This window comes from Achromobacter sp. Root565 (assembly GCF_001427425.1).
Lineage (GTDB): Bacteria > Pseudomonadota > Gammaproteobacteria > Burkholderiales > Burkholderiaceae_B > Achromobacter > Achromobacter spanius_D.
Map to the genome: position 1 here is coordinate 2,135,045 of NZ_LMGO01000001.1, position 21,529 is coordinate 2,156,573.

At 65.6% G+C, this 21,529-nt stretch carries 22 protein-coding genes; 9 read left to right on the top strand and 13 right to left on the bottom strand.

Going from position 1 to position 21,529, the window contains the following annotated elements; translation table 11 throughout:
• The first annotated feature begins 72 nt into the window (after window positions 1-72).
• The 4 genes from ASD71_RS09565 (at window position 73) to coaBC (ending at window position 5,782) form a co-directional block, all read left to right on the top strand.
• Window positions 73-1,038 (top strand): bifunctional riboflavin kinase/FAD synthetase, encoded by a 966-nt coding sequence (locus ASD71_RS09565; protein ID WP_056562519.1) that lies wholly within the window; start codon window positions 73-75, stop codon window positions 1,036-1,038.
• A complete protein-coding gene (gene ileS, locus ASD71_RS09570; protein ID WP_056562522.1) occupies window positions 1,028-3,889 on the top strand; it encodes an isoleucine--tRNA ligase in 2,862 nt (953 codons plus the stop codon). The genes ASD71_RS09565 and ileS overlap by 11 nt, the downstream gene beginning before the upstream one ends.
• Window positions 3,890-3,891: 2 nt before the next feature.
• Window positions 3,892-4,422 carry a signal peptidase II gene (lspA, locus tag ASD71_RS09575; RefSeq protein ID WP_056562525.1) on the top strand — a complete coding sequence of 177 codons (531 nt, stop codon included), beginning with the start codon at window positions 3,892-3,894 and terminating at the stop codon, window positions 4,420-4,422.
• A 163-nt stretch (window positions 4,423-4,585) separates the two neighbouring features.
• On the top strand, window positions 4,586-5,782 hold the full coding sequence (gene coaBC, locus ASD71_RS09580; RefSeq protein ID WP_056562527.1) for a bifunctional phosphopantothenoylcysteine decarboxylase/phosphopantothenate--cysteine ligase CoaBC: 1,197 nt from the start codon (window positions 4,586-4,588) through the stop codon (window positions 5,780-5,782).
• A gap of 76 nt (window positions 5,783-5,858) precedes the next feature.
• Here the strand turns inward: coaBC and ASD71_RS09585 are convergent, their stop codons facing one another.
• The 6 genes from ASD71_RS09585 to ASD71_RS09610 form a co-directional block, all read right to left on the bottom strand.
• Window positions 5,859-6,848, bottom strand: a complete 990-nt coding sequence (locus tag ASD71_RS09585; RefSeq protein WP_056562530.1) for a tripartite tricarboxylate transporter substrate binding protein — start codon at window positions 6,846-6,848, stop codon at window positions 5,859-5,861.
• Window positions 6,849-6,961: 113 nt separating this feature from the next.
• Complete coding sequence (locus tag ASD71_RS09590; RefSeq protein ID WP_056562533.1) at window positions 6,962-7,651, bottom strand: AroM family protein; 690 nt, start codon at window positions 7,649-7,651, stop codon at window positions 6,962-6,964.
• A complete protein-coding gene (locus tag ASD71_RS09595; RefSeq protein WP_056562536.1) occupies window positions 7,648-8,577 on the bottom strand; it encodes a DUF1177 domain-containing protein in 930 nt (309 codons plus the stop codon). Before ASD71_RS09595 ends, ASD71_RS09590 begins: the two co-directional genes overlap by 4 nt.
• Window positions 8,574-9,278 carry a dipeptidase PepE gene (gene pepE / locus ASD71_RS09600; protein WP_056562539.1) on the bottom strand — a complete coding sequence of 235 codons (705 nt, stop codon included), beginning with the start codon at window positions 9,276-9,278 and terminating at the stop codon, window positions 8,574-8,576. Before pepE ends, ASD71_RS09595 begins: the two co-directional genes overlap by 4 nt.
• Window positions 9,279-9,340: 62 nt before the next feature.
• Entirely contained in the window at window positions 9,341-10,108 is a 768-nt protein-coding gene (locus ASD71_RS09605) for an IclR family transcriptional regulator (RefSeq protein ID WP_056562543.1), read from the bottom strand.
• 147 nt (window positions 10,109-10,255) lie between these two features.
• Complete coding sequence (locus tag ASD71_RS09610; protein ID WP_056562546.1) at window positions 10,256-11,296, bottom strand: metal-dependent hydrolase; 1,041 nt, start codon at window positions 11,294-11,296, stop codon at window positions 10,256-10,258.
• Window positions 11,297-11,403: 107 nt separating this feature from the next.
• On the opposite strand from ASD71_RS09610, the gene ASD71_RS09615 reads away from it, so the two are divergent.
• The 3 genes from ASD71_RS09615 to ASD71_RS09625 all read left to right on the top strand — a co-directional run bounded on the left by ASD71_RS09615 (window position 11,404) and on the right by ASD71_RS09625 (window position 13,350).
• Window positions 11,404-12,042: a DedA family protein gene (locus tag ASD71_RS09615; protein ID WP_056562549.1), complete on the top strand. Its 639-nt coding sequence runs from the start codon at window positions 11,404-11,406 to the stop codon at window positions 12,040-12,042.
• Between the two features lie 13 nt (window positions 12,043-12,055).
• On the top strand, window positions 12,056-12,607 hold the full coding sequence (locus tag ASD71_RS09620; RefSeq protein WP_056562553.1) for a hypothetical protein: 552 nt from the start codon (window positions 12,056-12,058) through the stop codon (window positions 12,605-12,607).
• Between the two features lie 92 nt (window positions 12,608-12,699).
• On the top strand, window positions 12,700-13,350 hold the full coding sequence (locus ASD71_RS09625; protein ID WP_056562557.1) for a dUTPase: 651 nt from the start codon (window positions 12,700-12,702) through the stop codon (window positions 13,348-13,350).
• Window positions 13,351-13,432: 82 nt separating this feature from the next.
• On the opposite strand, the gene ASD71_RS09630 is transcribed toward ASD71_RS09625, so the two are convergent.
• From ASD71_RS09630 to ASD71_RS09655, 6 genes are all read right to left on the bottom strand, one after another.
• Window positions 13,433-14,545 (bottom strand): NADH:flavin oxidoreductase/NADH oxidase, encoded by a 1,113-nt coding sequence (locus ASD71_RS09630; RefSeq protein WP_056562560.1) that lies wholly within the window; start codon window positions 14,543-14,545, stop codon window positions 13,433-13,435.
• 94 nt (window positions 14,546-14,639) lie between these two features.
• Window positions 14,640-15,410 (bottom strand): ectoine/hydroxyectoine ABC transporter ATP-binding protein EhuA, encoded by a 771-nt coding sequence (gene ehuA, locus ASD71_RS09635; RefSeq protein ID WP_056562563.1) that lies wholly within the window; start codon window positions 15,408-15,410, stop codon window positions 14,640-14,642.
• A complete protein-coding gene (gene ehuD / locus ASD71_RS09640) occupies window positions 15,407-16,078 on the bottom strand; it encodes an ectoine/hydroxyectoine ABC transporter permease subunit EhuD (protein ID WP_056562567.1) in 672 nt (223 codons plus the stop codon). Before ehuD ends, ehuA begins: the two co-directional genes overlap by 4 nt.
• Complete coding sequence (ehuC, locus tag ASD71_RS09645) at window positions 16,075-16,728, bottom strand: ectoine/hydroxyectoine ABC transporter permease subunit EhuC (protein WP_056562569.1); 654 nt, start codon at window positions 16,726-16,728, stop codon at window positions 16,075-16,077. The genes ehuD and ehuC overlap by 4 nt, the downstream gene beginning before the upstream one ends.
• Window positions 16,729-16,737: 9 nt before the next feature.
• Window positions 16,738-17,649, bottom strand: coding sequence for an ectoine/hydroxyectoine ABC transporter substrate-binding protein EhuB (gene ehuB / locus ASD71_RS09650; protein ID WP_082578843.1), 912 nt, complete (start codon window positions 17,647-17,649; stop codon window positions 16,738-16,740).
• A gap of 178 nt (window positions 17,650-17,827) precedes the next feature.
• On the bottom strand, window positions 17,828-18,982 hold the full coding sequence (locus ASD71_RS09655) for an ABC transporter substrate-binding protein (protein WP_056562572.1): 1,155 nt from the start codon (window positions 18,980-18,982) through the stop codon (window positions 17,828-17,830).
• A 281-nt stretch (window positions 18,983-19,263) separates the two neighbouring features.
• Between ASD71_RS09655 and ASD71_RS09660 the strand changes: the two genes are divergently transcribed.
• Complete coding sequence (locus tag ASD71_RS09660; RefSeq protein ID WP_056562575.1) at window positions 19,264-19,689, top strand: OsmC family protein; 426 nt, start codon at window positions 19,264-19,266, stop codon at window positions 19,687-19,689.
• Between the two features lie 129 nt (window positions 19,690-19,818).
• The gene (locus ASD71_RS09665) at window positions 19,819-21,108 is read left to right on the top strand and encodes an Nramp family divalent metal transporter (protein ID WP_056562579.1); all 1,290 of its coding nucleotides are present in this window, start codon (window positions 19,819-19,821) and stop codon (window positions 21,106-21,108) included.
• A gap of 76 nt (window positions 21,109-21,184) precedes the next feature.
• Here ASD71_RS09665 and ASD71_RS09670 read toward each other — a convergent pair whose 3' ends face one another.
• A complete protein-coding gene (locus ASD71_RS09670; protein WP_056562582.1) occupies window positions 21,185-21,406 on the bottom strand; it encodes a hypothetical protein in 222 nt (73 codons plus the stop codon).
• Window positions 21,407-21,529: the final 123 nt, after the last annotated feature.

Consider the following 21,529-nt stretch of genomic DNA (forward strand, 5'->3'; position numbering starts at 1 on the left):
TCCAACCCCCAAGACCCGGCGCGCGGGCGGGATAAGAACAAACCCGTAATCCAAAATTGTAAACTCTCGCTCGTGAAACCATCGCTGCGCATCTACCGATCCCTGCCCCCGCCCGACCGGCGCGCCCCTTGCGCGCTCACGATCGGCAATTTCGACGGCGTCCATCGCGGGCACCAGGCCATGCTTGCCCGCGTCTGCCACGTGGCCCGCGAGCGCGGGCTGACGCCGGCCGTAATGACGTTCGAGCCGCACCCGCGGGAGTATTTCGCCACCCTCAACCAGCGCCCGGAACTGGCGCCGACCCGAATCTCGGGGCTGCGCGACAAGCTGGCCGCGCTGGCGCGCTATGGCATTTCGCAGGTCGTGGTCGAGCGGTTCAATGCCCGGCTGGCTGAAATGTCGGCCAATGCCTTCATCGAACACCTGCTGGTGCAAGGTCTGCAGACGAAATGGCTGCTCGTGGGCGAGGACTTCCGTTTCGGGCACAAGCGCAGCGGCGATATCGACCTGCTGCGCGAAGCCGGCATGATGCATGGCTTCGAGGTCCAGACGCTGGCGGACGTGACGGACCGCCAGGGCCATCGCATTTCCAGCTCCGAGGTGCGCACCGCGCTGGCGGTGGGCGACCTGGAGCGTGCGCGCCATCTGCTGGGCCACCCCTTCCATATCAGCGGCCACGTCATCCACGGCCAGAAACTTGGCCGCACACTGGGTTTTCCGACCATGAACCTGCGCGTGGCCGAACGATGCGCCGCGCGTTCGGGCATCTACGTGGTGCAGGTTCATGGGTTGGCCGACCGCGCGTTGCCGGCGGTCGCGAGCCTGGGCGTGCGCCCGACGGTCGAGGACCGCGGCAGAGTGCTACTTGAGTCACACCTCCTCGACGAGTCCGTCAACGCTTACGGTAAACTCGTACGCGTTGAATTCCTGCAAAAGCTGCGGGACGAAGAAAAATTTCCTGACCTCCCTTCCCTGACTGCCGCCATCGCCGAAGACGCGCGAAACGCGCGCGCCTATTTTGCCGTTCATGGACTATAAAAAGACCCTCAACCTGCCCGATACCCCCTTCCCCATGCGGGGCGACCTCGCCAAGCGCGAGCCCGCCTGGATTGCGCAATGGGAGGAAAACCACGTCTACCAGGCGATCCGTGCGGCCAGCCGCGGCCGGCCCCGCTTCGTGCTGCATGACGGCCCGCCCTATGCGAACGGCGACATCCACATCGGCCACGCGGTCAACAAGATCCTGAAGGACATCATCGTCAAGAGCCGCAACATGGCTGGCTATGACGCGCACTATGTGCCCGGCTGGGACTGCCACGGCATGCCCATCGAGATCCAGATCGAAAAGAAGTACGGCAAGCACCTGCCCGTGGCGGAAGTGCAGTCCAAGGCCCGCGCCTACGCCCTCGAACAGATCGATCGCCAGCGCAAGGATTTCAAGCGCCTGGGCGTCCTGGGCGAGTGGGATCGTCCGTACATGACGATGAACTACAGCAACGAGGCCGACGAGATCCGTGCGCTGGGCCGCATCCTGGACAAGGGTTACGTGTTCCGTGGCCTGAAGCCGGTGAACTGGTGTTTCGACTGTGGCTCGGCGCTGGCCGAAGCTGAAGTCGAATACGCGGATCGCGTGGATCCGGCCGTCGACGTGGCCTTCCCGTTTGCCGAGCCTGCCAAACTGGCCAAGGCCTTCGGCCTGGATTCGGTTGACGACGGCGCCATCGTGATCTGGACGACCACGCCCTGGACCATCCCGTCCAACCAGGCGCTGAACGTCCATCCCGAAATCGAATACGCGCTGGTGCGAGTTACGCCCACGCCCAAGTTCGGCCCCCTGCTGCTCATCGCCAAGGAACGCGTCGAGGCCTGCCTGAAATCCTGGGAGCTCGAAGGCGAAATCATCGCCACGGCGCCCGGCGAGGCCCTGTCCGGCATCGAGTTCCGCCATCCGCTGGCGCAGTTCAACGCCGCCTACGATCGCAAGTCGCCCGTGTACCTGGGCGACTACGTGACGGCCGACTCCGGCACCGGCGTGGTGCACTCGGCGCCGGCCTACGGTATCGAAGACTTTGTGTCGTGCAAGGAGCACGGCATGAAGGACACGGACTTCATCAGCCCGGTCATGGGCGATGGCAAATACGTGGACAGCCTGGCGCTCTTTGGCGGCCTGTCGATCTGGGACGCGAATCCCAAGATCGTCGAGGCGCTCAAGGAAGCCGGCGCGCTGATGCACGTCGAAAAGCACAAGCACAGCTACATGCATTGCTGGCGCCACAAGACACCGATCATCTATCGCGCGACCAGCCAATGGTTCGCGGGCATGGATGTCTCCCCCAAGGACGGCAACCCGACCCTGCGCGAATCGGCGCTGGCCGGCATCGAAGCCACGGCGTTCTACCCCGCCTGGGGCCGCGCCCGTCTGCACGCCATGATCGCCAACCGTCCGGACTGGACCCTGTCACGCCAACGCCAATGGGGCGTGCCGATGGCGTTCTTCGTGCACAAGGAAACCGGCGAGCTGCATCCGCGCACCGCTGAATTGCTTGAGCAGGTGGCGCAGCGCGTTGAACAAAACGGCATCGAGGCCTGGCAGGCGCTTGATCCCCGCGAACTCCTCGGCGACGAAGCCGACCTGTACGAAAAGAACCGCGACACGCTCGACGTGTGGTTCGATTCGGGCAGCACGCACGCCACGGTGCTGGGTGGCAAGGACGGCGAATTTGCCGGCTCGCATGGCGCCGAACTCGGCTGGCCCGCCGACCTGTATCTGGAAGGCTCGGATCAGCATCGCGGCTGGTTCCATTCGTCGCTCCTGACCGGCTGCATGCTGTACGGCCAGCCGCCCTACAAGGCCCTGCTGACGCATGGCTTCGTGGTGGACGGCCAGGGCCGCAAGATGAGCAAGTCGGTCGGCAACGTCATCGCCCCGCAGAAGGTGTCGGATTCCCTAGGTGCCGAAATCCTGCGCCTGTGGGTGGCCTCCACCGACTATTCGGGTGAGCTGTCGATTTCGGACGAAATCTTGAAGCGTGTGGTCGAAGGCTATCGCCGCATCCGCAACACGCTGCGCTTCCTCTTGGCCAACCTGGCCGACTTTGACGCGGTGTCGCAATCGGTGCCTTACGGCGACCTCTTCGAGATCGATCGCTACGCGCTTGCCATGACGGCGCAGATGCAGTCCGAGGTGCAGGCCAACTACGAACGCTACGACTTCCATCCGGCCGTCTCGCGCCTGCAGACGTTCTGCTCGGAAGACCTGGGTGCGTTCTACCTGGACATCCTGAAGGACCGCCTGTACACGTCGGCCCCTGGCAGCCGCGCCCGCCGCTCGGCGCAGACGGCGCTGCTCGACATCACGCAGACGCTGCTCAAGCTGATGGCGCCCATCCTGTCGTTCACGGCGGAAGAGGCCTGGAAGGAACTGGTTGCCTCCGCCTTGAAGAACCAGGCCGACGCGGCCCGCGCCACGATCTTCACCGAGGTCTATCACGTGCTGCCGCCGTTTGCGGACGCCGATGCCCTGACCGCCAAATGGACGCGCCTGCGCGCCATCCGCGCCGAGGTCCAGCGCAAGCTGGAAGAAGTGCGCACGGCGGGCGACATCGGTTCGTCGCTGCAGGCCGAAGTCGAGCTGTACGCCAACGGCGAAGACCAGCAATTGCTGGCCAGCCTGGGCGACGACCTGCGCTTTGTCCTGATCGTCTCGCGCGCCGCCGTTCACGCGGGCCAAGGCGACACCCGCATCGAGGTCACGCCGTCGGCCCACAAGAAGTGCGAACGCTGCTGGCACTGGCGTCTTGACGTCGGCCAGGACGCCGATCATCCCGAGATCTGCGGCCGCTGCGTGTCCAATCTGTTCGGCTCGGGCGAAGCCCGCGACAAGGCTTGAACATGGCCCGCCCCTCCGCACCCGGGGTGACGGACGCCGCCCCCGCCCGCGCCGCACCGGCGCGCGTGGGTGGCTGGCTGGCGCTGGCCTTGCTGATCATCGTCCTGGACCAGTTGACGAAGATCTATTTCAACACGTCGTTCCAGTACGGCGAACGCGTCAACATCCTGCCCTTCTTTGACTTCACGCTGGTGTTCAACCGCGGAGCTGCGTTCAGCTTCCTCGCCTCCGAAGAAGGTTGGCAGCGCTGGCTGTTCACCGGACTCGGCTGCGTGGCGGCGGTGGTCATCGTATGGATGCTGCGCCGCACGCACGGCCAGCCGCGTTTCAGCCTGGCGCTCACACTCATCCTGGGCGGCGCCATCGGCAACGTCATCGACCGCGTGGTGTATGGCCACGTGGTGGACTTTCTGCTCTTCTACTGGAACGACTGGCAGTTTCCCGCCTTCAACCTGGCGGACGTCGGCATCACCTGCGGCGCGGTGCTGCTGGTGCTGGACGAACTGCTGCGCGCCCGCAAGCCGCAGGCCTGACGAGACGGGGGGCATTGCGCCCCCCCTTCCCTTTCGCTTCCCGCGGCTTTCGTCCGGTTTGATGCCCCCTCTAATACATGACGAACGGCGCATTGCGGCAATGCAGAATAAAATCCCTTCCAATTCCTCGATTACGCGGCGCTGAACCCGCCGCCCCGTCCTCATGCTCGATCTCGCCCGCAAACGCATCGTCCTCGGTCTGACCGGGGGCATCGCCTGCTACAAAATCGCCGAGCTGGTGCGGCGCATGACCGAACAAGGCGCCACGGTGGACGTGGTGATGACCGAGGCGGCCACGCACTTCATCACGCCGGTCACCATGCAGGCACTGTCGGGCCGCCCTGTGTTCGTCGACGCCTGGGATGCGCGCGTGCCCAACAACATGGCGCACATCGACCTGACGCGTGGCGCGGATGCCGTGCTGATCGCGCCCGCCAGCGCCGACTTCATGGCCAAGGTGGCGCACGGCATGGCCGACGACCTGCTGTCCACACTGTGCGTGGCCCGCGCCTGTCCGCTGCTGGTGGCGCCCGCCATGAACCGCGAAATGTGGGCCAACCCGGCCACACAGCGCAACGTCGAAACCCTCCGAGGCGATGGCGTCACCGTGCTGGGCCCCTCGGCGGGCGAACAGGCCTGCGGCGAGACCGGCGATGGCCGCATGCTCGAAGCTCACGAGATCCTGACCGACCTGATCGCCTTCTTCCAGCCCAAGCTGCTGGCCGGCCGCCACGTGCTGCTGACCGCCGGCCCCACGTCCGAACCCGTGGATCCGGTGCGCGTGCTGAGCAACCGTTCCTCCGGCAAGACGGGCTATGCACTGGCCCGCGCCGCCCGCGAAGCCGGCGCCCGCGTCACGCTGATCACCGGCGCCACGTTCCTGCCCATTCCGCGCGGCGTGACCGCCCTGCCTGTCACCACCGCCCGCCAGATGCACGACGCCGTCATGGCCAGCGTGGGCGACGCGGACATCTTCATCGCGGTAGCCGCGGTGGCGGATTGGCGCGTCAAGAACGTAAGCACGCAGAAGCTGAAGAAAACCAGCGAAGGCGGCGGCGCGCCGCTGATGGAATTCGAACCCAATCCGGACATCCTGGCCGAAGTGGCCAAGCTTGAGAACGGCCCCTGGTGCGTGGGCTTTGCCGCCGAAACCGAGAAGCTGGCCGAACACGCCGAAGCCAAGCGCGCGCGCAAGGGTATCCCGCTGCTGGTCGGCAATCTTGCGCACAAGGTCATGGACGCCGACACCACCGAACTGGTGCTGTTCGACGCACAAGGCACGCACCCGCTGCCCGCCGGCAACAAACTGGACGCCGCGCGCCGTCTCATCGCCGAAATCGCGGCGCGAATGCCGGTCTGACGCTGCTAAAAAAAACGCCAGGCCCTCTCGGTTCTGGCGTTTTGCTTTGCAGCGGCTGAAAGCCTTTTGCTGCGCCTTACTGCTCCAGGCTGATGTTCGCAGCCTTGACGATATCCGCCCATTGCTTGCGGTCGTTTTCAAGAAACTCGCTGAACTTCTCGGGCGCCATGCCGGTGACGGGTTCCGAACCCAGGCCGGCCATCTTCTCGATCAGCGCGGGCTGCTTCAGCACGTCCTGCAGCGCGGCGTAATAGGCGGCCAGCACGTCGGCGGGCAGGCCAGCGGGCGCGAACACGCCTTGCCACGTCGGCATGTCAAAGCCCTTCAGGCCTTGCTCGTCCAGCGTGGGCACGTTGGGCAATTGCGCGGCGCGCTTGATCGAAGCCACCGCAATCGCCTTGACCTTGCCTTGCGAAGCCAGCGGCGCGGCGGTCGAGATGTTGTCCATCGTCATGGCGATGTGGCCGCCGAGCAGGTCGGTGATCACGGGCGCGGCGCCGCGGTAGGCGGCGTGCGGCACTTTGACGCCCAGCTTGTACAGCATGGTCTCGGCGATCAGATGGTTGGAGATGCCGACGCCCGCGGTGCCGTAGGTGGCCGTCGGGGTCTTCTGGAAATACTCCTTCAGCTCGGCCAGGTTGTTGGCCGGCACGTCCTGGTTCACGATGACCACATTGGGTTGCACCGCGGCCAGCGTGATGGGCGTGAAGTCGGCGGGCTTGTAGTTCGTGCCCTTGGGATTCAGGACATGGGTGATGGCCATCGAACCGGCCGCGGCGATGCCGATGGTGTAGCCGTCGGCGGGTGCCTGGCTCAGGCGGTACGCCATGATGTTGCCACCGGCGCCAGCCAGGTTCTCGACGACGACCGGTTGGCCCAGACGGGCGGACAGCGGCTCGGCCAGCAGGCGGGCCAGCGTATCGGCCGAACCGCCGGGGGCAAAGCCCACGAGCAGGCGAACGGGTTTGGCGGGCTTCCAGGCGTCCGCGGCATGCGCGCAAGTGGCCGACAGCGCGGCGACGGTGAAGAGTGCGCCAGCGGCGCGGTGCAGGGTACGGCTGATCATAAAAAAACTCCCAACGATTGATTGACGAAGTCGGCTTCGTCTCCTATCGCCGCTCGCCCGGACCAGCCGCGCGAACCTGTGCAGCCGGAACTTCGGGATTGCGTCCGGCGGCGTTATTCCAAGATTTGTGCCAGGGCCTGGGCCACCAGGCGGTTGGACAGCAGCACGGGGCGGCCCGACGCCTGCGCAACGGCCTGGCGCATGGACTGCGCGTAGCCCATGCAGTGCATGACGATCAGATCGCAGGACGCCAGCTCGCGTCCGGCGGCCTCAAAGTTGCGGGCGGCCTGCTGCGCGTCGGCCTCGTAAGGCGACGCGTGCACGACGTGCGTTTCGCATTCCAGCGTCACGGCCATGTGAAAGGCATCGACCTGCGCTTCCAGCGGAACCACCAGCCCGACCTTGCGGCAATGCTGCGCCAAACTTGCGACCAGGTGATCCACGACCTGCTGCGGCTCCACCACGAGGGTGCGCATCGGCGCGATGGCCGTGCCGGTGCACAGCGGCACCAGGATGTCATAGCCCTGCCCGTCCGCCTGGCGCATTACGTCGGCCAAGCGCCTCTCGGCGGCGGCGGCGTCCAGTTCGATCTGGGAACCGTCACGCATGCGCGTGGCAAAGCGGTATTCGCGTGGGCGCGGCGCCAGGGCAGCCAGCGCGGCGGCATCCAAGCCGTCGAGCGCGCCGAACTCGTCGATGCGCACGTGGGCGCCGAGTACGGGCGCCATCTCGGGCACGACGTCGCTGCGGGGCGATTGACCGATGGTGAAGAACGCCACGCGGCGCGGTGTTTGGGCGCTCATTGCGTGGCGCCGTCTTCGCGGCCGATGGTCTGCAGGTGCGCCATCGAACCGTAGCGGGCCTGCAGGGCACCCCACTCGGCGTCGTCGAAGAAGGTCATGACGCGCTGCCCGTACAGCTTGGCGATCTCGATGCAGAAGCGCATGGCGACGTCGGCATCGACGGCATTGGTGACGCCGGTGGCGCAGCCGGGCACGGTGGTCTGCGCCGTCAGGGCCACGCCAACGACCGGCGCGTCGGTGACGATGGCCGGCTGCATCAGGGAGTTCACATGCCACAGGCCGTTTTCGTAGGGCGTGATGTCCTGCGTGGTCAAGGGCAGCGTCACCGGCAGTTCACCGCTGACCCAGCCCATGACGTCCAGCATGGTCTCGGGGATACGCAGCAGGTAACCCTGCTTGGCGACAGGCGTGAGCGCCACGCCGCGCTTGTTCACCAGGCGGTTGCCGCGCGTCGTGTCCACCGACAGGATCGCGTCCATGCGCGGATCCACTTCGTGCGACATCATCTCGCGCATGGGGAACGGCGAGCGCATCATCGGCACCGGATGATGCGGGCGCGTGCCAGCACGCGGGCAGATGTGGGTGCGGATGCGGACCGTGCCGGGCATCACGTCGCCCTGCTTCGCCATCGCCATCAGCTTGAGCGCAGCTGCAATTGCCACGACCGCGCCGTCGCTGTCGGACACCAGGCCCGTCACCGCGGGGCGCGCGCCAATGCCGCCCAGGCGGCCCACGATACCCAATTGCGGAGCCGAATCATCCGCGCCGGGAATGACGATGGACAGGAAGTCCGTGGCCAATCCGTCACGCGCAAGGTGCGTGACCTCAACTTCGCAATTGCCGGCATCGCGCAACACCTGCGCCACGGACTCGCCCGTGACGTGCGCGGACGACAGCAATTCGATGACGTCGATCACCTGCTTCATGCCGGGATCTCCACCGGGCCGGGACGGAACATGCGCGGTTCTTCGCGGCCCAGGAAGAGCGGCGCGTCGTGCGGACCAACCAGCGCGATCTCGTGGCCGCGCACGCGCAGACCTGCGCCTTCGGGCAGGCCCAGCACCGGCATGGCCGGATTCAGCGTGCAGAACTCGGCGAGGCGCTGCGCGCGCGTTTCGCCGCGGTGGCCGGGAGGGTGCGCGTTGGTGTAGTGCGGATTGATCTGGAAAGACAACAGACCCAGCGCGTCGAAGCCTTGCGGATCCGTGATGGGCATGTCGTTCGTGGTGCAGATGGTGGGGCAAGTCAGGTTGGAACCCGCGCTCCAGCCCAGGTAGGCGGCGCCTTCGCGCACGCGCCGCGCCACGACGTCGAGCAGACCCTGGCGGCGCAATTGGCCCAGCAGGTTGAACGTGTTGCCGCCGCCGACGATGATGACCGACGCGCCCTCAAGCGCCGCGACCGGATCCTGCGCGGTGTGCAGGCCCTGGATGGCCAGGCCCGTGTCCGCCAGCGCCGACGTGACCAGCGCCGTGTAGTCGTCCCAATTGCGCGTGACCCCGGCAAACGGCACGAACACGGCCGGCGCGCCTTGCGGCAGGGATTCGATCAGTTCGCGGATGTCGGCCATGGCGTGCACCAGATAACCGGCGTCGCTGCTGGAATTGCTGAGGAGCAGAAGGTTCATGAATAAGGTCCGATGGGTGAAGGTTCTGTAAGGCTGGATTCGTTCGAAAACTGTTGGAACGGTCAGGTCAGCCAGTAGGGATCGTTGAGCTCGCGGCCCAGCGCGCCGACGTGTTGCAGCACGGATTCGCGCAGCACCGCCACGCGCGCGGCATCGGCCTGGAACGAGACGAACGACAGGCATAGCCCGCGCAGTTCTCCGGTGGCCGGGTCGCGCACGGCAGCCGCGACGGCGCCGATGCCCGGCATCGCCTGGTCGATGGCGACGCCGCAGTGATCCGCGCGTGTCTGCGCGACCAGGCGTGTCAGGTCACCGACAGTGGCCGGGCAATCGCGCCCTTCCATGGGCAGGGACTGGGCGGGGTCGGCGCCATACAGGGCCTGGAATTCGGTGTCGGTCAGGCGCGACAGCAACGCCCGGCCCATCGCCGTGCCTGACGCGGCGCGGCGCGATCCGGGCGGCGACAGCACCTGCACCGGATGCGAGCCGTTCAGCCGTTGCAGCACGACCGTTTCGCGCTGATTCAACGTGGAGAGATAGGCCGTCAGCCCGCTGTCGTCGGACAGCCGGGCAAGAACGGCGCGGCAGGCCTCGTCCAGCGGCGTGGCTGCCATGCCGGCTCGTACGGCCTGCGCCAGCAGCGCGCCCGCGCGATAACGGCGCGTGGCCGGATCCTGATCGAGCATGCCGTAGTGCTGCATCTGGTTCAGCAGACGCGAGGCCGTGCTCTTGGGCATGGCCAGGCGCGCGGCGACCTCGGTAAAGCTCAGTTCGGCCGCGCCCTCTGCGTACAGCGACAGCACGCGTTGGACGCCGTCAAGAATACTCATACTTGTTCCATAAAACGGAACCTAAGTTCCTTATTAGAGAACAAGAATAATGCAAGCGACGGAAGCTGGTCAATACAGCGCCAGCAAGAAAAAAGGCTCCCGGATCCCGGGAGCCTTTTTGCTGCGAGGCCATAGCCCCAAGCCGGCCTACTGCTTCGCCAGCTCGGACCATTGCGAAAGCGGCAACGGCGGCTGCGCATGCAGGATGCGTCCGAGCACTAGCTTCAGTTCATTCCAGCCGCCCCGGTTGGTCGGCCAGACCGTCGGCGTGACCGCACGCCACGCACCATCCGGCGTGCGCTCGGCCATCTTGAAGCGGAAGGTGTAGTGACCCGCCATGCCCATGCGCAGGTCCGACACGACCAGCGCATTGCCGATGACGTCATACCGCAGCCAATCGTCGGTGAACCAGCGCAGCCGTTCGTGCAGCGGCTCGCCCGTCAGTACGCGTCCGGCCTCCAGATTGAGCGGCAGGCGCACCCATTCCGGCGGATCGCGGTCGAACAGGCTACTGACCGATTCGTAATAATCGCCATCGCCGGTCTTGGCGAACACCCGCCACACCAGGGTGTTGAACGGCATGGGGACAGCGCGCAGCTGCGTCACGATAATGCCTCGCGCCTGCAGGGCGTCCCTCACGCGGTGCTCGGCCGCCATGCGGCCGCCCAGTCCGAAGCCCAGGTACAGCGTGCTGAAGACCAACGCCCCCACCAGCAGCCGGCGCGCGGTGCGCGTCATGCCTACGCCGAGGGCGAACAGAACGCCCAACAGCAGAGGCACGGTGTACACCGGATCAATGATGAACACGGTCGACCAGCTTTCTGGCGTTAGCGCCAGCGGCCAGAACAACTGGGTGCCGTAAACGGTGAACGCATCCAGGATGGGATGCGTCACCAGGACGAGCCATATCGTCAGGAACAGCCTGCGCCCGCCATAGGGCGCATTAGGCCAATACTTGCGTATCAGCCAGGCCAGCAACATCGCCAGGCCGGTCAGCACGAAAACGGAATGCGAAAAGCCGCGGTGATAGGTCATGAGCGACACCGGATCCGGGTAGCTCATCAGGACATCCAGATCCGGCAAGGTGGCCAGCGCCGCGCCATAGATGAGGGCGCGTCTGCCCTGCACGCGCCCCAGCATGGCGCCTTGAATGCTGGCGCCCAGCACCGCTTGTGTAACTGAATCCATGTTTCTCCAACGTCGAGCGTTACGCCAAATGGCCTAGCCGCGTCACGGCCGGCCGCGCAGGCGTTAACATACCCGATTGCGTTCAGCTAATTTTCAACTTTGCATTCATGGATGAATACATCACCCAGATCGGCCAGTTCATAGAAGCCAACCAGGCTTGGGCAGGACCGATCACCTTTTTGCTTACGCTGGGCGAGTCCATGGTACTCCTGGGGCTTTTCATTCCCGCTACCGCATTGATGCTGCTGACAGGCGGCCTGATCGGCTCGGGCACGCTCGCGCCCTGGGGCGTGATCACCTGGGGCATCGCTGGCGCCATCGTGGGCGACGCGCTCTCGTACTACCTGGGTCGCTGGGCGGGACCCGGCGTGCTGCGGCGCTGGCCGCTCAAGCAGCAGCGCACCGGCGTGGCCCGGGCGCGGCTGTTCTTCTACCGCTACGGCTTTGCGTCCGTGCTGATCGGCCGCTTTCTGGGGCCCATCCGCTCCACCATTCCAACGGTGGCGGGCGTGATGGGCATGGCACATGGCCGCTTCCAACTGGCCAACGTGCTGTCGGCGGTGCTGTGGATGCCACTGATGCTGGCGCCCGGCTACATTACCGCGCGCAGCCTGGGCACGGCGCAAAATGCCCAGCAGATTGCCATGATGATCGGCGCGGGGCTGTCGGTTTTGCTAGGATGCGGGCTTCTCCTCGCCATGGTGCGCAAGCGCCGCCAACCGGTGCGCGCGCGGCGGGGCAATTGATCCGGAGAGCGTCATGGCCATAGATGCCGAGCCCAAGAACGGTGATTTCGCGCGCTATATCGAAGAATTGACCAGCGCAGGAGGCGCCTCGCCGGGCCGCATCGCAAGCCGGCGCGACGCGCGCAGGCAATCGGCCCCGGTTGCCGTGCCGATGCCGGTTGCCGTCCCGCCCTCGCCCACGCCGGGCTCGCTGTCGGACGCGCCCTGGGGCAATACCGCCTCTTCGTCCCCGCGCTCGCGCTCGGCGTCTCAGGCGCCCCTGGCGACCTTGCCGGGCCAGCCCGACCAAGCCAACGTCTCGCTCGCCCAGCAGGCGCGGCGGCGCAAGATCGGCGCCGTGCTGACCGTGGCCGGCATCATGGCGGGCTGGGCCGCGGCCAACATCGGTTTCCGCGCGCTGCACAGCCCCCGGTTCGAACTGGACGAGTTCATGCCCGCCGTGTTCCTGGCGTTCTTTGCCTTCATGCTGTTCAAGGCGGCCAGCGGCGCGCGCAATCCTCGCAAGACGCCCCTGAACAAGCTGCCGCCGCTGACGCCGTCGTCATACCGCAAGGACGGCGCCTGAATCCCCGGGGCGTAACTGGCGGGCGTTGGTGCTAACATTTCCGGCCATTGAACCAGCCCCCTCCCGGAGTGAAAGTGAACAACGTAGTCGGATTGAACCAGGCCCAGGCGGCCACGATGCTGAAGCTGCAAGGCCATCTGAACAGCATGATCAATCCGGACTGGGTCAACGGCGGCGCCCGCTTCCTGCGCGCCGCCTTCGTTGAATCGGCCGAAGCCCTGGAACACTACGGCTGGAAGTGGTGGAAGAAGCAGACCATCGACCTGCCGCAGGTCCAGATGGAACTGGTCGACATTCTGCACTTCTACCTGTCGCACACGATTGTGCAGGCGGGTGGCGACGTTGAAGCCGCCGCGCGCGCGCTGGTCGCCGACCTGGCCACGCCGGCCACTGTCGCGCTGGACGGCAAATCCTACGCCCTGGACGTACTGAACGTGCCGGAATTGCTCGAGCTGATCGGCGGGCTGGCCGTGTGCGGCCGGGCCAGCTTCAAGGTCCTGGAGCAGACGATGACCGCGTGCGACATGACCTGGAACGACGCCTACACGCAGTACGTGTCCAAGAACGTGCTGAACATCTTCCGCCAGCAGCACGGCTACAAGGAAGGCACCTACATCAAGATCTGGAACGGCGAGGAAGACAACGTCGTGCTGGCGCGCCTGCTGTCGCAGCAGGATCCCGCCAGCGCGGACTTTGCCGATGTCCTGCATCGCGAGCTGGAAGCGGCGTACGCCAAGTTGTGAGCGGCGTGGCCGGGGACGGCCAAACCTGAGCGCAAGAAAAACGCCGCAATCGCGGCGTTTTTTATTTGACTTGCCTGACCGCCTAACGCTGCCCGAAGCGCGTCTCCCCAAACAGTGCCTTCAACTCGCGCGGCTGCGACCGCCAGTATTGCTTCGGCGCGCTGACCTGGCCGTCCAATTCGGCCGCCGCATGCCACGGCCAGCGCGGGTCGTACAGCATGCCGCGCGCGAGCGCGACCATGTCGGCCTTGCCCTGCGCCAGGATGTCCTCAGCCTGCTGAGCCTCGGTAATGAGCCCCACCGTGATGGTCGGCATGCCGATCCGGCGCTTGATCTCTTCGGCGAACGGGACCTGGTAATTTGGCCCCACCGGGATCTTCTGCTGCGACGACACGCCGCCGCTGGACACGTCGATGAATTCACAGCCGCGCGCCTTCAGCGCCTCGGCGAACACCAGCGTCTGTTCAAGGTCCCAGCCGCCCTCCACCCAATCGGTGGCCGACACGCGCACGCCCAGCGCCACGGACGGCGGCGTGATCTCGCGCAGCGCCTGGAAAATTTCCAGCGGAAAGCGGATGCGGTTTTCCAAAGATCCGCCGTACGCGTCGTCGCGCTGATTCGACAGCGGCGACAGGAACTGATGCAGCAGATAGCCATGGGCGGCGTGCAACTCGATGGCGTCAAAGCCCAAACGCAGCGCGCGGCGGGCGCTGTCGACGAAGGCATTGCGAACGCGGTCAAGGCCCGCGGCGTCCAGTGCATGCGGCGCAGGCTCGTGCGCATTGTGCGGCACGGCCGACGGCGCCCAGCCCAGCCAGCCGCCGGCGCTTTCGGGCACAAGCTGGCCGCCGTTCCACGGCGCGTCGCTGGAAGCCTTGCGGCCAGCATGTCCAAGCTGGATGCCCAGTTTGATGGGCGAATAGCGGCGCACGGCGGCGACCACCTTGCCCAGTGCGGCTTCGGTCTCGTCGGACCAGAGGCCAAGGTCCCCCGGCGAGATGCGGCCGTCGGCCTCGACCGCCGTGGCTTCAGTAAACAAAAGCGCGGCGCCCGACAGCGCCAGGTGCCCCAAGTGAATCATGTGCCAGTCGGTGGCGCGGCCTTCTTCCGCCGAGTATTCGCACATGGGCGCGATGACGATGCGGTTGGGCAATTCGACGTTGCCGATTGACGTGGGGCTGAACAGATGGCTCATGCGGAAGGCTCCGGGTGCGTTGGACGTCACAGCATAGCGCCCGCCCATGCAAAGGCCGCCAATCCCAACGCCCCCGGCAGGGTCAACCCGGCAACTACTGCCCTTCGATCACCGAATCCAGGAACTGGCGCGTGCGCGCCTCCTTGGGCTGGCTGAACAGCACCGAGGATTCGGCGTCCTCAACGATGTTGCCCTGGTCAAAGAACAGCGTGCGGTCCGAGCTGCGTTCGGCGAATTTCATCTGGTGCGTGACGATGATCATCGTCATGCTGCGGCGGGCAGACAGGTCGCGCAGGATCTGCAGGATCCCGCCGACCAGCTCCGGGTCCAGCGCCGACGTGACTTCATCGAACAGCATGACCTGCGGACACATCGCCAGCGCCCGCGCGATACCGACCCGCTGCTTCTGCCCGCCCGACAGTTGCGCCGGATAGACGTCCAGCTTGTCGCCCAGCCCCACCATCTCCAGGTACTCGACGGCGCGATCGCGCGCCTGGTCGCGCGGCATGCCCAGCACGTGCAGCGGCGCCTCCATGGCGTTGCCCAGCGCCGTCATGTGCGGGAACAGGTTGAAGTGCTGAAACACCATGCCGATCTTGCCGCGCACGTTGCGCAGGTGTTCGGAGTTGACGCCGGCGGGGCGGCCCTGCGGGTCGGTCCACATCGGTTCGCCGTCGATCTCGATCTCGCCGCTGGTGGGCGGATCCAGCGTCATCAGCACGCGCAGCAACGTGGATTTGCCCGAGCCCGACGGACCGATGACGGCCACCGTCTGCCCCGCCGGAATCTCGAGATTGATGCCGCGCAGGACTTCCACGTCTCCAAAACGCTTGTGCAGATTCTTGATGCTTACGCTGGCGCTCATCGCTTTCCTCCAAATCGTTGCAGGCGGGCCTCCAGGCCGCGCACGCCCCAGGCCGCGACCAGGCTCAACGCCAGGAACAGCAGGCCCACCAGGGTCAGGGGTTCGGTGTACCGGAACGTCGCCGATCCGATCATCTTGCTTTGCTGCAGCAGCTCGACCACGGTGATGGCCGACAGCAGCGGGGTGTCCTTGAACATGGCCACCAGGTAGTTGCCCAACGCAGGCACGACGGGCGGGATTGCCTGCGGCAGCACCACGCCCACGGCCGTGCGCCAGCGCGACATGTTCAGGGCCGTGGCGGCTTCCCACTGGCCGCGCGGCACGGCCTCGATGCCGGCGCGGTAGACCTCGGCGCAGTAGGTGGCATAGTGCAAGCCAAGCGCCACGATCCCCGTCATGAGCGGCGACATCTGCGCCCCGGTCAGCGGCAGGACATAGAACAGGAAATACATCTGCACCAGCAGCGGCGTGCTGCGCACGAACTCGATGAAGAATGCCGTGGGCAGCGACACGATGCGCAGCCGGGACCGCCGAAGCATCGCAAGCACCAGCCCCAGCGTCACCGCCACCAGCATGCCAAGCATGGTGGCCTGGATCGTGATGACAAGCGCCGAGGCCAGCGTGGGCAGGATTTCCAGTGCGAAAGACCAGTCGAATATCGGTGTCATCGGACTCGGACCCTCCGCTCAAGCAGGCGCATGCCCGCGGTGATCAGCAGCGCCACGCCGAAGTACATCAGCAGCATCAGCGTGAAGATCTCGGTCGTGCGCAGGGTTTCACTGCGCAGCAACTGGCCGCGGAAGGTCAGGTCGGTGATGGTGATCAGCGAGACCAGCGCGGTGTTCTTCAACAGCTCGATGAGCAGGTTGCCAGCGGGCGGCAGCATGGCGGGTACCGCCTGCGGCAGCACGATGCGCTGCATGATCTGGCGGCGCGTGAGGTTCAGCGCCACGCCCGCTTCACGCTGCCCGGGCGGAACCGCCCGGATGGCGCCGCGCACGACTTCCGCGCCATACGCGCCCGCGTTCAGCGCCAGCACCAGAATGCCGACCAGCATGGCCGGCAACTGCACGCCAAATAGCGGCAACACGAAGAAGAACCAGAAGAGCTGCACCAGGGCGGACGTGCCGCGAAAGACCTCCACGTAGACCGAGGCCGTCCACCGCACCGGCCGCACGGAAGACAGGCGCCCAATCCCGGACAGCAGCGCAAGCGGCACCGCCAGGACCACGGCGCCCGCCATGATCTGGAGCGTGACGGCCAACCCTTCGAGCAGGGGCGGCACAAGCTCCGCGATATGTTCAGACATCAACTGCATCGGCGCCCCTTACTGTCCGCTGCAGAGCTTGTCCGCAGTCACCCCTTGAGGCAGTTCCTCGGCGGTAAAGCCGAACGGCGCCACGAGCTTTTTGTGTTCGTCCGTGCCGATGAACTTGGCGAGTTCGGCATTGAAGGCGTCCGCGAAGGCCTTGTCGTCCGTCCGGAAGGCGTAGGCGCCGTAGCCGCGCACGCCCTTGCCGTCGATGACCGGATCGGTGAATGGATCGGCCTTCTCCAGCCCGCTGCCCTCCTGCGTCTTGCCCATCAGGTCGTTGACGGTCAGCGCGGTAGCGGCATAGGCGTCGGCGCGGCCGGCCTGCACGCCGGACAGCGCGCTGACGGCATCCGGGAACACGACCACCTGGCCGGCCGGAATCTTGACCTTCTCGGCGTACTCGCCCTCGATGGCGCCGACCACGACGCCCAGCTTGGCGTCCGGGCTCTTGAGCACGTCTTCGTAGCTATGCAGATTCTTGGGATTGCCCTGCTTGACCAGGAACGCTTCACCGACGCCATACGTCGGATTGGAAAACGCAACCTGCTGGCAGCGGCTGGGCGTGACATACATGCCGGCTGCGATGATGTCGAAGCGCTTGGCGGCCAGGCCGGGGATCAGCGATCCAAACTCGGTCAGCACGCCCTTGACTTCGTTGATGCCCATGCGCTTGAGCACCACCCGGGCGATTTCCACGGATTCCCCGGTGACCTTGGCCTCTTTGCTATCCATATATGCGAACGGCGCCTCGTTGGCGTAACCAATGCGGATCTTGCCCGCCGCCTTGGCCGCTTCCAGGGTGCTGGCGTTGCTGGCGGGCTCGCCGCCTCCGGCCGCGGACTTGTCGCCGCCCGAGTCCGAACATGCGGCAAGCACGCCCAGGCTCAGGGCCAGCAACAGTCGTCTGGATTGGATGAGGGTCATGAATTATTTCTCCCGAGTTTATTTCTAGGTGCATGGCTTCACTAAAAATAATACGCTAAGAAATGATTCGGACACTAATGATATAGGCATGAAAAAGCAGGCCTAAGCCTGCTTTTCGCGTCCGTTGCCCTATGAAGCGTTAGGACACGTTACGAACGGTAGACAGATATGGCACCGTTTATTGGGCGTACGAAAAGCGCCCATTTTTGACCGTGCCCATCACGCGCGCGCGCTCATCAAAGCCCTGGTGATTGTCCTTGGTGATGTTCAGGACGCCATTGGGCACGACCAGATCGCGAGTGCTTTCCAGCGCGTCGCGCAGAGCGAGGCGGAACTCCGGGGTGCCGGGTTTTGCGCCGGTTTTCAGAGCGCGCGACACGGCCGAGTCCAGCAGCATCCAGGCGCCGTAGGCGTCGCCGGCGAACTGCGTCAGCGTGTTCGGGCCGTACTGCTGCTCGTACTTGTCGGCAAATTCCACCGCCACCTTCTTGACCGGGTTGGAATCGGGCAGCTCGCGCGCCACGACGCCCGGACCCGTGGGGAAAAGCGTCCCTTCGACGTCCTTGCCGCCCACCTGCAGGAATTCCAGCGTGCCGATGCCGTGCGTCTGGTAGACGGCGCCGGTGAAGCCGCGTTCCAGCAGCGTCTTTTGCGGCAGCGCCGCCGGCGTGCCGGAACCGGCAATCAGCACCGCGTCGGGCTTGGCCGCAATGACTTTGAGCACCTGCCCGACCACCGAGGCGTCGGTGCGCTGGAAACGCTCCTGGGCCACGATCTTCAGGTCCGAGCCGGCAGCGGCCGAAAACTCTTTCCACCAGCTATCGCCATACGAATCCGCAAAGCCGATGAAGGCCACGTTCTTCAGGCCTTTTTTCTTCATGTCATCGACCAGCACGGTCGCCATGAGCGAGTCGTTCTGCGGCATCTTGAAGGCCCAGGTGCGCTTGGGATCCGACTGCGGCTCGACGATGACGCTGGACGCCGCCAGCGCAATCATCGGCGTCTTGGTTTCGGCCAGCACGTCCAGCCCGGCCAGCGCCGCGGCGGTGATGTTGGGGCCGACAATGGCATCGACCTTGTCTTCGGACGTCAGCTTGCGCATGTTCTTGACCGCGCGGCTCACGTCCGTGCCGTCGTCCAGCACCACGTAGCGCGCGGGCTCGCCCCCCAGGGTGTTGGGCCACAGACGGATCGCGTTGTTGGTCTGAATGCCGATGGCGGCGGCGGGGCCCGTGGTGGAGACGTCCACGCCGATCACGATTTCGGCTTGAGCGGACAAGGCGGGAACGGCCAGCGCGACAACGCAGGCGTAGCGGGCAAGGATGCGGGGCATGACTACGGCTCTTGGGTAGGAGTGAAGGAGATGCCGCTATTTTGCCTGATGCGCTCGCGTCCCCTCTTGATGCGGCCGGCCCATTGCCGCGTGCCGGCCAACGGCCGCTTGGTCCGTTACATCGGCTTGCCGTTGCGTACCGGCGTTTTCCGCGCGGGGCGGCGTGCCGGGCCGTATCATCGACGGTGCCGCCTGAGGCAAGGCGCGCCGTCCGCGAGACGGCGCCGCTCTCCCACCCCGGACGCGCCGCGCACGGCCGCGTTCCCACACAGGAGTCCTGTATGAAGAAAACCGCATCCGCCGCCTGGTCGGGCGATCTGAAGACTGGCAAAGGCACGATTTCCACGCAGAGCGGCGCGCTCAAGAGCCAACCCTACGGCTTCAATACCCGGTTTGGCGACACGCCGGGCACCAACCCCGAAGAACTGCTGGGCGCGGCGCACGCCGGCTGCTTCACCATGGCGTTGTCCAACATTCTTTCCGAGGCCGGCCTGGTCGCGGACAGCCTGGACACCAAAGCCGAAGTCACGCTGGACAAGCTCGACGATGGTTTTGCCATCACCGCCGTCCATCTGACCGTCGAGGCCGTCATTCCGGGCGCCTCCGCCGAGGCCTTTGAGGACGCTGCGCGCAAAGCCGAAAAGGGCTGCCCGGTTTCCAAGGTGCTGAACGCCAAGATCTCGATGGACGCAAAGCTCAAGTCGTAATTAACGCGAGCGATCCGGCCTCCGAACCGGGGCCGGATCATTGGCGCGCCCTATCCCGGGCGTGGCCAAAATCAATTTGACGGTGCAAAGTCGCTTCTGGACAATGAGAACCATTCTCAGGAGCGACGCATGACCGGATTCATCTACGCGATTTCAGGCGGCAATGCCGCCCAGGCGCAGGACGCGCGGATTTCCGCCAACCTGCGCCGCATGGTCGGGTCCGGCATCCTCGTGGCCGTCGGCTACATCGACCCGGGCAACTGGGCCACCGACATCGCCGGCGGCAGCGGCTTCGGCTACGGCCTGTTGATGGTCGTCATCACGTCGGCCTTTCTGGCGCTGGGCTTCCAGGTGCTGGTGTCGCGCCTGGCCCTGGCAACCGGCCAGGATCTGGCCACCCTCACCGCCCGCCACCTGTCGCCCCGTCTGGCCAAAGCCGCCTGGCTGGCCGGCGAGGCCGCCATTCTGGCCACTGCGCTGGCCGAACTGATCGGCGGCGCCATTGCACTGCGGCTGCTGTTCAACCTGCCGCTCATCGCAGGCGTTGCGGTCACGGGCATCGGCACCTTTGCCGTGCTGGCCATGACGCGCGGCAACGCCGACCGGCATGAACGCGTGATCGCTCTGCTGCTGGCGGTGGTTGCGTTGTCGTTCGTGTTCCTGCTGTTCAAGGCCAATCCCGCCTGGTCGGAAGTGGCGCACGGCGTGACCGAAACCGGCAAGGCGCTGCGCGACCCCCAAGGGTTTCTGATTGCGCTGGGGATTCTTGGCGCGACCCTCATGCCGCACAACCTGTACCTGCATTCCGGCACGCTGGCGCAGCGGGCGCAGGGCTTGCCCGCACAAGCGCGCGGCATGGCGATGCGCGTGGCGCGCAACGACACCATCGTGTCATTGGGCGTGGCGATGCTGATCAACGCGGCCATCATGATTGTGGCCGCGGCGTCGCTGTCCGGGTCGGGGATGGTGGTGTCCAGCCTGGACGACGCGCACGCGGTCATCGGTCATACGCTGGGCATCGTGGCGGCAGTGGTATTCGCCGTGGCGCTGTATGCCGCCGGGCAAAGCTCCACTATCACGGGCGTACTGGCCGGCCGCATCCTGTCGCGGGGATTCCAGGTGGGCAGCAACTGGTCGGACCGCCGCCGTGCGCTCATGACGCGCGTCGTGGCGGGCGCCGCCGCGGCAGGCCTGCTGGCGTTTACGGGCGGCAAGGATCCGGACGGGCTGCTGGTGCTCAGCCAGGTCATCCTGAGCCTGGCATTGCCTTTCGCGTTGGGACCGCTGGTGGTGCTGGCGTGCCGCAAAAGTCTGATGGGCGCGTATGTGCTGCGAGGCGCATGGGCCTGGGCCGCCATCGGGGCGACCGTGGGCATCATCGTTTTGGACGGCTATCTGCTGCTGGACATCGTGGTCTGACCAAGGCGCGTCGCCCAAAAAGAGGGCAAAAAAAAACGCCAGCGATCAAAGCTGGCGTTTTTTCTGGCGGGGGACTTCAGTGGTAGGCGGAGACTACCGGGTGCTGACGGCGGCCAGCGTCCATGTTGTGCAGGACCTCGCCGACGGCGCCGCCCAGCGCGGCCATACGCAGCTTCAGGCGCAACCAGCGCGAGCCTGCAGAAGGACCGGACAGGGTTTCCGCCTTGATGGCCTCGCGGATCAGGGACCGCTCCAGCGCATCCGACATACGGGCATTTTTCAACGCGGTATCGCTCATGATTCTCTCCTTGAGAAAAGCGATGTGGAACAACGTGAAGCCATCTTAGAACCACGTATGCTGCGTTGCAATAAAAATAACAAACATTTTTTTCGCCGTTGCGCAATGGGTACAAACACCACC

Coding starts and splice junctions, on each gene's coding strand:
- ASD71_RS09610 (WP_056562546.1), bottom strand. CDS start 11,296: ATGGATTCAGTTACACAAGCGGTGCTGGGCGCCAGCATTCAAGGCGCC.
- ileS (WP_056562522.1), top strand. CDS start 1,028: ATGGACTATAAAAAGACCCTCAACCTGCCCGATACCCCCTTCCCCATG.
- ehuB (WP_082578843.1), bottom strand. CDS start 17,649: ATGACCCTCATCCAATCCAGACGACTGTTGCTGGCCCTGAGCCTGGGC.
- ASD71_RS09590 (WP_056562533.1), bottom strand. CDS start 7,651: ATGAGCGCCCAAACACCGCGCCGCGTGGCGTTCTTCACCATCGGTCAA.
- ASD71_RS09660 (WP_056562575.1), top strand. CDS start 19,264: ATGAAGAAAACCGCATCCGCCGCCTGGTCGGGCGATCTGAAGACTGGC.
- ASD71_RS09665 (WP_056562579.1), top strand. CDS start 19,819: ATGACCGGATTCATCTACGCGATTTCAGGCGGCAATGCCGCCCAGGCG.
- ehuC (WP_056562569.1), bottom strand. CDS start 16,728: ATGCAGTTGATGTCTGAACATATCGCGGAGCTTGTGCCGCCCCTGCTC.
- ASD71_RS09655 (WP_056562572.1), bottom strand. CDS start 18,982: ATGCCCCGCATCCTTGCCCGCTACGCCTGCGTTGTCGCGCTGGCCGTT.
- ehuA (WP_056562563.1), bottom strand. CDS start 15,410: ATGAGCGCCAGCGTAAGCATCAAGAATCTGCACAAGCGTTTTGGAGAC.
- ASD71_RS09585 (WP_056562530.1), bottom strand. CDS start 6,848: ATGATCAGCCGTACCCTGCACCGCGCCGCTGGCGCACTCTTCACCGTC.
- ASD71_RS09670 (WP_056562582.1), bottom strand. CDS start 21,406: ATGAGCGATACCGCGTTGAAAAATGCCCGTATGTCGGATGCGCTGGAG.
- ASD71_RS09595 (WP_056562536.1), bottom strand. CDS start 8,577: ATGAAGCAGGTGATCGACGTCATCGAATTGCTGTCGTCCGCGCACGTC.
- ehuD (WP_056562567.1), bottom strand. CDS start 16,078: ATGACACCGATATTCGACTGGTCTTTCGCACTGGAAATCCTGCCCACG.
- ASD71_RS09605 (WP_056562543.1), bottom strand. CDS start 10,108: ATGAGTATTCTTGACGGCGTCCAACGCGTGCTGTCGCTGTACGCAGAG.
- ASD71_RS09615 (WP_056562549.1), top strand. CDS start 11,404: ATGGATGAATACATCACCCAGATCGGCCAGTTCATAGAAGCCAACCAG.
- lspA (WP_056562525.1), top strand. CDS start 3,892: ATGGCCCGCCCCTCCGCACCCGGGGTGACGGACGCCGCCCCCGCCCGC.
- ASD71_RS09620 (WP_056562553.1), top strand. CDS start 12,056: ATGGCCATAGATGCCGAGCCCAAGAACGGTGATTTCGCGCGCTATATC.
- ASD71_RS09630 (WP_056562560.1), bottom strand. CDS start 14,545: ATGAGCCATCTGTTCAGCCCCACGTCAATCGGCAACGTCGAATTGCCC.
- coaBC (WP_056562527.1), top strand. CDS start 4,586: ATGCTCGATCTCGCCCGCAAACGCATCGTCCTCGGTCTGACCGGGGGC.
- pepE (WP_056562539.1), bottom strand. CDS start 9,278: ATGAACCTTCTGCTCCTCAGCAATTCCAGCAGCGACGCCGGTTATCTG.